This is a genomic window from Mycobacterium sp. NGS56, from assembly GCF_059812425.1.
Genome location: NZ_JCALCQ010000005.1, coordinates 115,503 through 129,008, shown reverse-complemented (window position 1 = coordinate 129,008; position 13,506 = coordinate 115,503). Strand labels below are relative to the sequence as shown.

At 66.4% G+C, this 13,506-nt stretch carries 13 protein-coding genes and 1 tRNA gene; 9 read left to right on the top strand and 5 right to left on the bottom strand.

Annotation, left to right across the window (positions count from 1 at the left end):
* Positions 1–13: 13 nt before the first annotated feature.
* The 4 genes from AC5Y4F_RS15335 to AC5Y4F_RS15320 form a co-directional block, all read right to left on the bottom strand.
* A complete protein-coding gene (locus tag AC5Y4F_RS15335) occupies positions 14–178 on the bottom strand; it encodes a hypothetical protein (RefSeq protein WP_499997516.1) in 165 nt (54 codons plus the stop codon).
* A complete protein-coding gene (locus AC5Y4F_RS15330) occupies positions 175–600 on the bottom strand; it encodes a helix-turn-helix domain-containing protein (protein WP_499997515.1) in 426 nt (141 codons plus the stop codon). The genes AC5Y4F_RS15335 and AC5Y4F_RS15330 overlap by 4 nt, the downstream gene beginning before the upstream one ends.
* Positions 570–1,382 carry a hypothetical protein gene (locus AC5Y4F_RS15325; protein WP_499997514.1) on the bottom strand — a complete coding sequence of 271 codons (813 nt, stop codon included), beginning with the start codon at positions 1,380–1,382 and terminating at the stop codon, positions 570–572. Before AC5Y4F_RS15325 ends, AC5Y4F_RS15330 begins: the two co-directional genes overlap by 31 nt.
* 235 nt (positions 1,383–1,617) lie before the next feature.
* Positions 1,618–1,812 carry a hypothetical protein gene (locus tag AC5Y4F_RS15320; RefSeq protein WP_499997513.1) on the bottom strand — a complete coding sequence of 65 codons (195 nt, stop codon included), beginning with the start codon at positions 1,810–1,812 and terminating at the stop codon, positions 1,618–1,620.
* Positions 1,813–1,866: 54 nt separating this feature from the next.
* Between AC5Y4F_RS15320 and AC5Y4F_RS15315 the strand changes: the two genes are divergently transcribed.
* Together AC5Y4F_RS15315 and AC5Y4F_RS15310 are read left to right on the top strand one after the other, a co-directional pair.
* On the top strand, positions 1,867–2,412 hold the full coding sequence (locus AC5Y4F_RS15315; protein WP_499997512.1) for a hypothetical protein: 546 nt from the start codon (positions 1,867–1,869) through the stop codon (positions 2,410–2,412).
* Positions 2,405–3,574: a tyrosine-type recombinase/integrase gene (locus AC5Y4F_RS15310; RefSeq protein ID WP_499997511.1), complete on the top strand. Its 1,170-nt coding sequence runs from the start codon at positions 2,405–2,407 to the stop codon at positions 3,572–3,574. Before AC5Y4F_RS15315 ends, AC5Y4F_RS15310 begins: the two co-directional genes overlap by 8 nt.
* 81 nt (positions 3,575–3,655) lie before the next feature.
* Here the strand turns inward: AC5Y4F_RS15310 and AC5Y4F_RS15305 are convergent.
* Positions 3,656–3,729, bottom strand: a tRNA-Gly gene (locus AC5Y4F_RS15305).
* A 219-nt stretch (positions 3,730–3,948) separates the two neighbouring features.
* Here AC5Y4F_RS15305 and AC5Y4F_RS15300 point away from each other — a divergent pair.
* From AC5Y4F_RS15300 to AC5Y4F_RS15270, 7 genes are all read left to right on the top strand, one after another.
* Positions 3,949–4,584 (top strand): VldE C-terminal domain-containing protein, encoded by a 636-nt coding sequence (locus AC5Y4F_RS15300; protein ID WP_499997510.1) that lies wholly within the window; start codon positions 3,949–3,951, stop codon positions 4,582–4,584.
* 29 nt (positions 4,585–4,613) lie between these two features.
* Positions 4,614–5,186: a dCTP deaminase gene (gene dcd / locus AC5Y4F_RS15295; RefSeq protein ID WP_067936810.1), complete on the top strand. Its 573-nt coding sequence runs from the start codon at positions 4,614–4,616 to the stop codon at positions 5,184–5,186.
* A gap of 132 nt (positions 5,187–5,318) precedes the next feature.
* Positions 5,319–7,226 (top strand): DUF7159 family protein, encoded by a 1,908-nt coding sequence (locus tag AC5Y4F_RS15290; protein WP_499997584.1) that lies wholly within the window; start codon positions 5,319–5,321, stop codon positions 7,224–7,226.
* Positions 7,227–7,472: 246 nt separating this feature from the next.
* Positions 7,473–8,927: a DUF7159 family protein gene (locus AC5Y4F_RS15285; protein ID WP_499997509.1), complete on the top strand. Its 1,455-nt coding sequence runs from the start codon at positions 7,473–7,475 to the stop codon at positions 8,925–8,927.
* 181 nt (positions 8,928–9,108) lie between these two features.
* Positions 9,109–10,254 (top strand): DUF7159 family protein, encoded by a 1,146-nt coding sequence (locus AC5Y4F_RS15280; RefSeq protein ID WP_499997508.1) that lies wholly within the window; start codon positions 9,109–9,111, stop codon positions 10,252–10,254.
* Positions 10,255–10,419: 165 nt separating this feature from the next.
* Positions 10,420–11,877, top strand: coding sequence for a DUF7159 family protein (locus AC5Y4F_RS15275; protein ID WP_499997507.1), 1,458 nt, complete (start codon positions 10,420–10,422; stop codon positions 11,875–11,877).
* Positions 11,878–11,967: 90 nt separating this feature from the next.
* The gene (locus AC5Y4F_RS15270) at positions 11,968–13,293 is read left to right on the top strand and encodes a UDP-glucose dehydrogenase family protein (protein ID WP_499997506.1); all 1,326 of its coding nucleotides are present in this window, start codon (positions 11,968–11,970) and stop codon (positions 13,291–13,293) included.
* Positions 13,294–13,506: the final 213 nt, after the last annotated feature.

Sequence of the window (13,506 nt, the reverse complement as noted above, 5' to 3'; positions counted from 1 at the left end):
CGCGCCCGCCATGTTAATTGCCACCGCTGAACAGGTTGCGCGCGAACGACGCTCGGTCGTCACCCGCCGGCTTGTCGCTGGGTGGGCGCACCCGCTGAATGAGGCCGCTGAATTCGTCGTCGGGCAGCTCTCGAAGGTACTGCTCGACTCCCAGCCGTAGGTAATCGATTGGGTTCATCTGCGCTGTCCTACCTTTCGTTCGGCGTATTCGACGACGGCCTTCCGCGAGAAGAGCCATCGACCGCCGACGTTGTGCCCGTCGAGTTGAGCTCGGATGCGCCGGACCCACTGCGGCGAGCAGTGCAGGAGCGCGGCTGCTGCGGACGTGTCGATCAGTTCTGCCATTGCCGACGGTGGCGGGTGTGGTTGTGAAGCACAAGTTTTGGTTTCGTGTAGGAAACTGACCAGTTTGGCGTGCACGGCGTCGAACCCACCTGACAAGGGCGGTCGAATGCCGAGATCGGCGCGAACGACGAGGTCACGAACGGCGTAGTGCAGCAGCTTGGCCTCCGTCGCGCTGAACGTGATGGCGATCGGTTTTGTGTAGAACCCTCCGAACACTCGCGACGTCACGTTGGCCTTCGGGATCGGGTCAGGCACGGCATGCGCTTATGCGAGCCATCGTCTAAACGACACCACTCATGGGCGTCGGCGCCACAGTACGGGCACTGACGGTCCATATCGGCGTCGGCGTACAGCAGCTGAGCGAGATTGTCGAAATGCATTGGCTCCTTGCGACTGGCCCCTGGTGACGTACCCCCGTCACGAAACCTCAGATGCTTTTCGTCAGAGGGTTTTTGCGCAGCGTCAGGTGTTAACCCGTCAAGTGTTAACCCGTCAAGTAGGTCATCCTGGGTGACCCGTTCGGTCTCGAATTTGACCCGTTCGGTCCCCGGATATGACCCGTTCGGCCCCGTCTCATGATTCGTTCGGTCCGAGTCCAAGTCCAGCAAATCGTCGATGAGGGTACCGATTGGGTCAGCCTGAGTGAACCGTTCGCCCACCCCCGAATGGGTCACCATGGATGACCCGTTCGTGTCACGTGATGTCCGCCCGGACGTCCGCGTGATGTCCGCCCGGACAGGCATTGTCGGCAACTCGTAGACCGGCGCTGCTGACCTGCCCTGTTGGTTGTTGAACCCGCGCTTGATCTTTCGAACGTAGCCAGCGTCTAGAAGTTCCTTGACGGCTCGCTTCGCGGTCGAGAGCGACGTGCCGTACTGCACAGCCCGAATGTGATCCCAGCGAACTGATGCTTGCCGGGTCTTGGTGTTGGCCTTCTCCGCGATCGCGATCAGTGCTTGGAACCCACGCTCTGACACCCCGCGCGCCCGCAGGGTGTCGGAAGCGGCGATCACCTCGCCGACGAGCTGGCCGCTCATTATCCGAAGGGATCCAGACGATTGTTTCCATCGTGCCGCCCTGCTCGAATATCGGGATCGGCAGAGGGCCCTTGTATATCGGATTCCCCGATTCCGACCATGCGGACGAATCGAGAGGTAGTGCGGCGGCACAACGTGTAGCTCGACGAGCCAGACGCTGAACGCCGCATGTCCTCGGTTTGGTCAGAATCAGGAATCAGGCCGAGGTCGGCGTGATCCTCCTGTGGCCAGCGCATCAGGCGGCGTCCGGCCCCGGCCGGACGGCCCGCTCAAGTCGGGAGAGGTAGTCGTCGATCTGCCGATCCGTGCTAAAACGCCGGCGACCGATGGTGACCGACGCCAGCTCGCCTGACGCCCAAAGGTTGAAAACCACTGTTCGGCTGACGCCGAGGCGAGCGCCCACCTCGGCGTGGTTGTTATTCCTGTTCATCTGGCTCCTGTCGAGTTCGCGACCGTGCTGTCGCGGACTCGACAGTACATTCAGATGTCGGAAAGTCAACAGAAGCTGTGCAATGATGTCGTCATGGGCGACAGTTCGGGCTGGCCGCAAGAGGTCGCAGAACGAGTGGGCGAGTCCGTCAGGGCAGCCCGCGAAGAACGGGGCATGTCGTATGTCCGCCTAGCCGAGGCGACCGAGAAGATTGGCGCTCCTGTCCATCGGGTGGCAATACCGCGGATTGAAAAGGGCGAGCAGGGGGTCACGCTGCCCGAGCTGATCGCGCTGGGCGTGGCACTGGAGGCAGATTGGTCCAAGTGGCTGGATAGGGCTACTGCGGGGGTCGACATTCCAGGCGCTCGTTCTGATCGGGCGGTCCTGCGGATGCTAATAGCCGAAGTCGAAGAGAAGCTAGAAACGCAGCGCCACAATCTTTTCCAGGCCGAAGAGGGGGCAAAGCGCTTGAATATGCCCGAGAGGTACCGCGAGCGGCTCGTCGATGAAGCGCAACGGTACCGCGAACTCATCGAGTCGCTCGAAGTCGCCCTCGATCGGTACCAAGAAGATCTGCGCGGAATGGAAGACGATGCCTAGGCAGCGGATGGCACCCGGTGAGCATGGGAAGATCACCGAACGTGAACGTAACGGAATTTTCTATGCGACAACGTATGTCAGACTGCACAGCGGCAAAAGGCGAGAGCGTGAGGCGCGGTCTACGAAGTCCGCCGAAGATGCCCGTCGAACGCTCAAGCGACGTATCGCCGCGGAGCTAGTAGCAGGGGAACCGACCGGCGTGATCAACCATCGCACAACGCTTTCCGAACTGTTCGACGCGTGGATGCCGGTGAAAGTCACTGAGGATCGGATCGGGGAGCGGACAGGAACGCTTTACAGGGATACGTGGAGATTGCACGGTGACCAGCAGCTCGGTGCGCTCCGGATCTCGGAGCTGTCGACTAGCCGCGCAGACTCCTACTTGAAGGCGCTGCCGCCGGCGCCGGCCACCTATTTGCGCATCATCCTGTCGGGCATGTACTCGTTGGCCGTCAGATTCGACGTGATGGGTCACAATCCGATACGGGAGACGCGGACCGCGAAACCTGATCGCAAGCCCGCGCGGGCTTTGACGGCGATGGAGTTTGAGCAGGTGCGTCTGGCGGTTAAGTCGTTTTGTGCACGCAAGGGGCCTGGGCCCCGGCGGGCCCCGATGCTACCGGCGTTCGTCGAGCTACTGGCGGCCACCGGCGCGCGGCCGGGGGAGGTGTTGGCGATCCGCTGGGAGGACATCGACCTACTCGGCACACCCCCGACCGTGACGGTCAACGGCACCGTGGTCGACGCTGGCAGAGTGGCTGGCAAGCCGCTTCATCGGCAGGACGGACGCAAAGGCGGCGCACCCCCGCACACTGTGAGCTTGCCGGCGTTCGGTGTCCAGGTGCTCGCAGACCTGTACGCGGTGACGGGCCCAGACGGACCGGTGTTGACCAACCGTGATGGCGGCCTGGTGGCGCTGACGAACATCCGATCGTCCTTGCGGGAAGCGCTCGCCGGCCACGAACACCTCAAGTGGGTGACGCCGCATAGTTTCAGGCGGACCGTCGCGACCGTCGTGCGGGATGGGCTCGGTGTCGAGGCGGCGCAGCGGCAGCTTGCGCATGCCCAGCTCGCCACAACAGAGGGTCATTACGTTCAGCGAGTGACGGCCGGCCCAGATGCCCGCGCCGTGCTGGAGACTTGGGCCAGCAACCAGTCTTGAAATCGAATGTACGGGGAAAGTACGGATTTTCGAGCTTGCAGGTTAGCTGGCGAATTCTCGTGCGGCCCCTACCAGGGCGCTTGGAGCCGATGACGGGAATCGAACCCGCGTATTCAGCTTGGGAAGCTGATGTTCTGCCATTGAACTACATCGGCGTGGTGGCCTCAGCAGGCTAGCATTCGACGCCCCGGCCGCTCGCCCGCAACGGCGGCCGGGCTAGGACGACCACCATTGCGCGAGGTCATTAGAGCACATATACCAAACCTGATCGGCAGCTTGCCCGGCCACGCACGCGCGAAATCTGAGCCGGCTGTGACGCAATTCTTAAACAACCCATGTTTATTATTTCGTTATCGCACCGTAATGTGCTCGGGATGGGTCGACACAGATTAGCCAGGAAGCGGCGCAAACCGTCGGTGTCCCTGGCAGCGGTGCTCGCCCCCGCGGCCGTGTTCTTCGCGGTGTCCGCAGACGTCCATCCATTTGCGCCCCGTACCGAAGCCAAGCCCGTTATCAGTGACGTCACCCCATGCTGCGCGGAAATCGTGACCGCCGCATCGCATCGGCTTATCAAGGAAGCCGCTGACGGCGAGCCCACCGCGGCGTCGCGGTATCACACCCGTGCCCGTTTCCTGACCGCCGACCTCGCCCCGGAACACGGCCTGCAGATCCGGACGATCCTGACCGCTCGCAGCATCACCGCGGACTTCCCGCAGATCCACGAGATCGGGGGAGTGCGCCCGGATCCGCTGCCGTGGCACCCCCTCGGCCTGGCGCTCGATGTGATTATTCCCGACCCGCAATCGGCCGAGGGCATCGCACTGGGCAACGAGATCGTCGCCTATGTGCTGCAGAACGCCAACCGGTTCGGCATCCAAGATGCGATCTGGCGCGGCGTCTACTACACGCCCGGCGGAGCGCAGCCGAGCCGGCTCGGTCACTATGACCACGTGCACGTCACCACCGTCGGCGGCGGATATCCCAGCGGCAGCGAGGTCTATCTCCGCTGAGCGCAATCCGCAGAAGCTAGGCTCGTCGCGTGCTGCTCTCCGATCGCGACCTAAGGGCCGAAATCAGCGCTGGCCGGTTGGGCATCGACCCGTTCGAAGACAGCCTGGTGCAGCCGTCCAGCATCGACGTGCGGCTTGACAACATGTTCCGGGTGTTCAACAACACCCGCTACACCCACATCGACCCGGCCAAGCAGCAGGACGAGCTGACTAGCTTGGTCGAACCCGCCGCGGGGGAGCCGTTCGTGTTGCATCCCGGGGAATTCGTGCTCGGATCGACGCTGGAACTCATCACCTTGCCCGACGACCTCGCCGGGCGCCTGGAGGGCAAGTCGTCACTGGGTCGCCTCGGCCTGCTCACGCACTCGACCGCCGGATTCATCGACCCCGGCTTCAGTGGGCACATCACGCTCGAACTATCCAACGTCGCCAACCTGCCGATCACCCTGTGGCCCGGGATGAAGATCGGTCAACTGTGCATACTGCGGCTGACCAGTCCGGCCGAACACCCTTATGGCAGTACCAAAGTAGGTTCGAAGTATCAGGGCCAGCGGGGACCGACCCCGTCGCGCTCCTATCAGAACTTCATACGGACTACATAGGTTCTGCGGGGCTCTCTCGTTCCCCGGGTGCGCGATACTTAGTTAGCCATGGTTTTTTTCCTCCGCCTGGCCATGGTTCATCGTGCAATACCTTTGGAGGGGTTTGTATTGGATATCGTGCTCGGGGTGTCGATGGCACCGTCATCGATCCAAATGGTCGTCCTGGAAGGCGAATACGCCGACGGTGCGACCGTAGAAGAGGACACGTTCGACGTCACCGACGTCGACGATGCGGCCGCCACTACCGGACCCGATCAGGTGATCTCCGCCATCCTGGGCACCCGCGAGGGTGCGATCGATGCCGGCCTTGACTTGTCGTCCATCGGTGTGACGTGGACGGATCCCCTCGAGGCCGCGGCGTTGCGCGACGCTCTGACCGCTCACCGGATCGACAACGTGATGCTGGTCTCGGCCTTTTTGGCAGCGGCGGCGCTGGCGCAAAACGTCGGCGGCGCAATGGGTTACGAGCGCACCGCCGTGCTGCTGGTGGAGCCCGACAGTGCGACGCTGGCGGTCGTCGAGACCGCCGACGGTTCCATCCCGGACGTCTACAAACAGCAGATCCGCGCGGACTCCTACGGCGACGCCGGCGAGCAGCTCAGCGCGATGGTCGCCGGGATGGAGAAGCTGGAACTCCTGCCGGGCGGGCTGTTCCTGGTCGGCTCGGGCGTTGACGTCGCCCCGTTGAAGCCGGTGTTGCAGTCAACGACGTCCCTCGACGTGAGTGTGGCCGAGGAGCCCGAGACGGCGCTGGCCCGCGGCGCGGCACTGGCCTCGGCGAACGCGCCGCTGTTCGCCTCGTCGACCGCCGCGCTGGCCTACGCGCAAGACCCCGGTACCGGCGCCGTCGACCAGTATTCCCTCCCCGAGTACCTGTATGTCCCGTCCGGGCAGGAAAAGGGCGACGACGAGCTCGCCTACAGCGCAGTGGGCGACGACGAAGCCGATTCACCGACCGTAGTCATCGAGAAGCTTTTCCTTTCCGAAGAAAGCCAGCCGAAGCGGCGGCCGGTCCTGCTGGTCGGTAGCGGGCTGGCGGTGGTCGGGATCAGCGCGGTGCTGGCGCTCGAGATCGCGTTGGCCATCGGTATCCGCACGACGGGAACCGTTGGCCTGCAGCCGACCCCGGGCCAGCACCTGATCGTCCCCGAGCAGGCGCCTGCCCCGGCGCCGGTGCAGGCGTCCGAACCGCTGGCGAAGATCAGCCCGCCCGCCCCCGCGGCCGCGCCCCAGCCGTTGAGCCCCCCGGTCGCGGCGCCATTGCCCGCGGTTCCGCCGCCCGCTGCGCCTCCGCTGCCCGCGGCCCCGGTTGTTCCGGTACCCGTCGTGGTTCCTCCGGTGCCGGTTCCGGTGCCCGTCCGCATTCCGCTTCCCAACCCGGTCGAAAGCCCCCCGATGCTGGAAGCCCCGCGCTTGTCCATCCCGCAGCCGGTGCAGCCCCAGCGGCCGGTGCACATCCCCGAGCCACCGTCACCCCCGAAGGTCGGCGTCCCGCAGTCACCACCGCACCAAACTCCCCCCGGTGCGGGCACCGCGCCCAAGCCGAACGGTCCCGGTAACTACGGAGGCGGCCACGTTCCGACGCCTGGCGAGAACGGCCCGGGTGGTCTTGGTGGTGGGCACATTCCGACGCCTGGTACCGGTCAAGGTGGTTTGGGTGGTGGGCACGTTCCGACGCCCGGTAGCGGTCCGGGTGGTTTGGGTGGTGGGCACGTTCCGACGCCTGGCGAGAACGGCCCGGGAGGTTTGGGTGGTGGGCACGTTCCGACCCCTCCCGCAGGTGGTCCCGGCGGTGGTGGGCTTGGCGGCTTTGGCGGTGGTCACGCTCCGGCTCCCGGTGGTGGGCTTGGCGGCTTCGGTGGCGGCCACGCTCCGGCTCCCGGTGGTGGTGGGCTCGGCGGCTTCGGTGGTGGTCACAGCGGTGGCGGCTTCGGTGGTGGCGGCGGCGGCTTCGGTGGCGGCCACAGCGGTGGCGGCTTCGGTGGTGGCGGCGGGGGCTTCGGTGGCGGCCACAGCGGCGGAGGCGGCGGGCACCACTAGTCCGGTTTGCCAACCAACCCACAGCAATCGGCGTTCACCGCCGAGATCACGCGGGTAGGGTCGAGGCATAGAGGCCGGCCAAATGATTGCCGCCTCACCCGCCAGAATTTCATCAGCCCAGCAACATGAGTGGGCATGCGGCTTTCACTCTGGTATGGCACGAATTCCTGGTGACCGATAAACAGTGATGTTGCCCACGAGGATATTGGGCACCACAGCAAACATTGGGCAGGAGGAGCGTAAGCGGTGGTGGGCATCGTGCTTGGCGTCTCGATGACGCCGACGAAGGTGCGCATGGTGCTGGTCGAAGGAGAATGCGCCGACGGGGTCACCGTCGACGAGGACGACTTCGACGTCGACACCCAACGCACTGCCAGCCCCGCCACCGCTCCCAATGAGGTGATCTCGGCCATTCTCGGCACCCGGGAAGGCGCCGCCGACGGCGGCTACCAACTGCTTTCGACGGGTGTGACGTGGACCGATCACGTCGAAGCGGCGATGCTGCGCGACGCCCTGATTTCGCACAAGGTCGAAAACGTCATGCTGGTCTCGGCCTTCATGGCCGCTGCTGCGCTGACGCAAGCTGTTGGGGACGCCACCAACTACGCGCGCACTGCGCTGCTCTTCGTGGAGCCCTACAGTGCAACCCTGGCCGTGGTCGACACCGCTGACGGCTCGGTCTCGGAGGTGCGCCGCAGAGCACTCGCGGATGACGAAGACCAAGCGGTAGCCGAACTCGTCGACATGGCCTCCAGTGCCGAAGCGCTCGAAACACACCCGGAGGGCCTGGTTCTGGTCGGTTCCGGCGTCGACATCCCGTTGATCAAGCCGGTTTTGGAGGCCGCGACTTCGCTCGCTTTGTCCGTGCCCGACGAGCCAGAGATGGCGCTTGCGCGAGGTGCCGCGCTGGCTTCGGCGAATGCGCCACTGTTCGCGTCATCGACAGCCGCGTTGGCCTACGCGCTGGATCCGGGCACCGGCGAGGTCGACCCCCTGGCCCTCGCGGGACAATATCCCGGCCTGTTGCCCGGCTATCAGCCCGAATACCGCAGCCACATCGCGGCCCTGGCCGCGGACGTCGACCAGGGAAAGAGCAACGTCGCCTACAGCGCCGTAGCGGACGATGACGCCGTCACGAAAAGCCTGATCGGACTGGACGAACGCGCTCGTCGGCGCAAGTCCTTGATGCTGGTCGGCAGCTCGCTGGCGGTGATCTTCATCGCCGCGGTGGTGGCGTTGGAAATCGCGTTGGCAATCAGCATCCGTCCCACCGTCGCGTTACGGCCCAGCCCCAATGAAAACATCGTCGCCCCAGCCCCCACGCCGGCCCCACCCAAGCCCGGCCCGCCCGTGCAGGCTCAACCGAAAATCGCACCGCCACAACCATTGGCGGCGCCGCAACCCATCGCGCCGCCAGCTCCCGCGGCTCCGCCCATACCGGTCCCGGCGCCGCCCGTGTTCGTCCCGCCGCCTCGGCTGCCGGTGCCCGGGCTGGGCGGTGGCAGCGGGGGCCACGGGCCTTTGGGCGGTCACGGGCCTTTGGGCGGTCACGGACCGTTCGGCGGCCGCGGTCCATTCGGCGGCGGCCATGGACCGTTCGGCGGTGGTCACGGTCCGTTCGGCGGGGGGCATGGGTTTGGTGGCGGTCATGGCTTCGGCGGCCACGGTTTCGGCGGTGGCCACGGCTTCGGCCATCGGTAGCGCACTGGCGGTTCGCTCGCGTGTCTGACCCGGCGCGCTAGGGTGGCGGACTAGGGTGTGGCCGCGGCCGGAACTTTTTCCCAGGTGCCCGGTTGACCCTCGAATCGCGAGGCCCCAAGGCGGCGGCAACGTAGCTGTACTGGCATAGCGCAGCAACCAATTTGGACGATTTGGAGGAGCGGTGGACGTCGTACTTGGCGTGTCTATGGCGCCTGAGACGGTCCGCATGGTGCTCGTCGAAGGCGAAGCCGCCGGCGGGGTGACTGTCGACCAGAACGGTTTCACCGTCGAGGACGGCGAAACACCCATCGCCGCAGCAAATCACGTCGTCGCGGCCATCCTCGGGACCCGAGACAGCGCGGCTCAGGGCGGGTATCGCCTCAGATCCAGCGGAGTGAGCTGGACCGATCCCGTCAAGGCAGCGGCGCTGCGAGACGCGTTGGCGGCACGCAAGATTGAGAACGTGATGCTGGTCTCGGCCGTCATGGCCGCCGCGGCGCTTGCGCAGGCCATGGGTAGCGCAACCAATTGGGCCCGCACCGCGTTACTGCTCGTCGAGCCTGCCTGCGCGACCCTGGCGATCGTCGACACCTCCGACGGAACGGTCACCGACCTGCACCGGCACCCGCTGCCCGGCAGCGACGACGCCGCGCTTGCGGAGCTGACCGAACTGATCTCCGGTGCTGAATCGATGAGGGCGCGCCCCGACGGGGTGTTTCTGGTCGGCTCCGAGGTCGACATCCCGTCGATCAAGCCGACGCTCGAGGCGGCGACAGCACTGTCCGTGACTACGCCCGAGGAATCCGAGATGGCTCTGGCGCGGGGTGCCTCATTGGCCGCGGCGAACGCAAACCTGGGAGCGCCACGGACGGTCTCGATGCCGGCCGCGCAGACTTCCTCAGCCGCTGCGGTCGAACTGGCCTACAGCGCCGAAGACGATCCGGCGTCCGACGCCCATCGACTGGCCGGCCCCCCTTCGCACCGGCGGCGCAGCCGCAAGTCGGTGTTGACCATCGCGGCCGTGGCAGTGGTGTTCATCGGCGGCTTGGTGGCGTTGGCGCTGGCTCTGGCCTTCGGTATCCGGCCGCATGCAGACCAGCGACCGGACGTCAGCACGAACGACATCGTCGCCCCGCAGAATCCGGATGCAGGCCCGCCCGGGCCGCCCCCGCCACCGGACGCTCCGGCGGCACCTCCGCAATCGCCCCCGCTGGCACCTCCCCAAGCGCCCCCGCCGGCACCGCAACCCTCGCCGCATTCTGGTGACCACCAACACTGGGATGATTGGCTGCACCGCCACCTGGGCACTCAAATTCCGTTGCCGTAGGCCGGTTCGGGCCGGTCCCGGGCCACCGCCCGAGGGCTGGACGCGCGTAAAGTCGGGTCTTAAGGGGAATACCGGTGGGACCTTGGCGAGGTTTCGCGCCATATGGATCGTGCGACGAGCCCGTCCCCGCCGTGAATGGCTAGCAACCGACTAATTGGAGGAGCTTTGGACACCGTATTGGGTGTGTCGATGGCGCCGACCGCAGTCCGGATGGTGCTGGTCGAGGGGGAAAACGGCGATGGTGCGACCGTCGATGAAGACAATTTCGACGTCGCCCCGGCTGACGATGCAGCAACGGTAGCCGCCTCGGACCAGGTAGTCTCGGCCATCTTGGGGACGCGTCAGGGCGCAACGGAAGGCGGCTATCAGCTGGCATCGACCGGCGTTACGTTCACCGACCCTCTCGAGGCCGCCGCACTGCGCGACAAGCTGGCAGCCCACAAGGTCGAAAATGTGATGCTTGTCTCGGCCTTCCTGGCCGCGGCGGCGCTGGCTCAGGCGGTGGGCCATCGGACCAACTACGCGCAGACGGCGCTGCTGTACATCGAGCCCGACACCGCGACGCTGGCGGTCGTCGACAGCGCGGACGGATCGATCACCGACGTTTCACGGCAGGCCCTGCCCGCGGATGACGAGGCGGCGGTCGCCCAGCTGGCCGCAATGGTGTCCAACGCAGAACACCTGGAGACACGTCCAGACGCGGTGTTCGTCGTCGGCTCTGGGATCGACATCCCGCTGATCAAGCCCGCGTTGGAGGCGGCGACAACCCTGCCGCTGACCGCGCCCGAGGAACCGGACACTGCGCTGGCCCGCGGTGCGGCCCTGGCGTCGGCGCATGCTCCGCTGTTCTCGTCGTCGACCGCAGCGCTCGCTTACGCGCAGGATCCCGGTACCGGTGCGATCAACCCGTTCGCCATTGCGCCCGGCTACTTCGAAACCCCGGTCGAAGCCGGCGCGGAGGGACTCGCGTACAGCGCCGTGCCCGACGACGCGGACGAGTTCTTCACCGGCTCGCAGACCGCCGCGACGGCACTTGTCAACGAGGACTACCACGAGCGCAGCCGGTTCAGGCTGGTCGGATCCGCGGTGGCGGGGATCTTCGTCATCGGCGTGGTGGCGCTTGTCGTGTCGCTGGCCATCGCCATCCGGCCGACGGCCAATGTGCGACCCGACCCGAACCAGAATGTCGTCGTCGCGCCCACCCGGCCGGCTCCGGCTCCCGCGGCCCCGGCGCCTGCCCCCGAGGCCGTTCCGCAGGCGCCCGCTCCGGCGCCGGCGGCTCCGGCCCCAGCGCCGGCGGCTCCGGCCCCAGCGCCGGCGGCTCCGGCCCCTGCCCCGGCGCCAGCGGCTCCCGCTCCTATCCCGGTGCCGGAGGTCCCTGCTCCGGCGGCTCCGCCTCCGCCTCCGCCCGCGGTGGCGCCGATTCCGGTGCCCATTCCGCTGCCGATACCGGGCTTGGGTGGCCCGGGCTTCGGTGGACCGCCTGGTGGGGGCGGGCACGGTGGCGGCGGCGGGCCGCACGGTGGCGGCGGCTTCCCCGGGTTTCCCGGCGGTGGTGGGGGCCATGGCGGCGGCGGCTTCCCCGGTTTCGGCGGAGGCCATGGCGGCTTCGGTCGGCACTAGCGCCTGACGGCGACCACCTGTCATCTGCCGTTTGCCTTTCGCTTAGCCCCGCGACGCGGTTAGCTCATTGGGGGCACCTACACCGGTTGTATGCGATGCACCGTGTTCGGCACCGGTTATCTCGGTGCCACCCACGCGGTTGGGATGGCGGCACTGGGGCACGACGTGCTCGGGATCGATATCGACCCCGGCAAAGTGGCCAAGCTCGCCGGGGGCGACATTCCCTTTTACGAGCCCGGCCTGCGAAAGCTGTTGCAGGAGGGCCTGGCTGCGGACCGCCTGCGGTTCACCACCGACTACGACATGGCGGCCGACTTCGCTGACGTGCATTTCCTGGGTGTAGGCACACCGCAGAAGAAGGGCGAATATGGCGCCGACCTGCGCCATGTCTATGCCGTCATCGATGCGCTGGTGCCGCGGTTGACGAGTTCGGCGGTGCTGGTTGGCAAGTCGACCGTTCCGGTGGGCACCGCGGCCGAGTTGAACCAGCGGGCCGCCGCGCTGGCGCCGGAGGGTGTCCATGTCGAAATCGCCTGGAACCCAGAATTTCTGCGTGAAGGCTACGCGGTGCAAGACACCCTCAATCCGGATCGGATTGTGCTGGGCGTGAACGAGGATTCGACCCGCGCTGAGGCCGCCGTTCGGGAGCTGTATGGGCCGATGCTCGAGGCTGGAGTTCCATTTTTGGTGACGGATCTACAGACTGCGGAGTTGGTCAAGGTTTCCGCCAATGCCTTTCTGGCGACCAAGATTTCATTCATCAACGCAATTTCCGAGGTGTGCGAGGCGGCGGGCGCGGACGTCAGCCTGTTGGCGGATGCGCTCGGCTACGATACCCGGATCGGACGCCAATTCCTCAATGCCGGTTTGGGTTTCGGCGGCGGATGCCTGCCAAAGGACATCCGCGCGTTCATGGCGCGCGCCGGCGAGCTGGGGGCCGACCAGGCACTGACGTTCCTGCGCGAGGTGGACAGCATCAACATGCGGCGCCGCACGCGGATGGTGGAGCTGGCCAGCGCGGCCTGTGGTGGCTCGCTGCTGGGCGCCAACGTTGCGGTGCTAGGCGCGGCGTTCAAGCCTGAATCGGACGATGTGCGTGACTCGCCCGCGCTAAACGTCGCCGGCCAGCTGCAGCTCAACGGGGCGGCGGTGAACGTCTATGACCCCAAGGCCCTCGACAACGCGCAGCGCCTGTTCCCAACTCTGAACTACGCCGTCTCGGTCGAAGAGGCCTGCGAGCGAGCGGATGCGGTCCTGGTGCTCACCGAGTGGCGCCAATTCGTCGAGATGGACCCGAACGACCTAACCGACCGCGTGCGGGCCCGCGTCATCGTGGACGGCCGCAACTGCCTGGAAACAGCCCGCTGGCGGCGAGCGGGCTGGCGGGTATACCGACTGGGCGCCCCGCGACCCTAGGAGAACGGGTCGACACTTGCGGGTCGCGGTGCGGGCACCCGGTTGCTTGCTGGCGGGTGTTGCGGTGGGCGAAGGGCTGCTTGCCGGTGTCGCGGTGTCGCGGTGTCGCGGTGTCGCGGTGGCTGGGGGTGCATGCTGCGCCGCGTTCACCATTTCGGCGAAAGTCGGAGGGGGAGGCGGCTTGTGGGCGTGCCGGTGCGCACGCCATGCGGG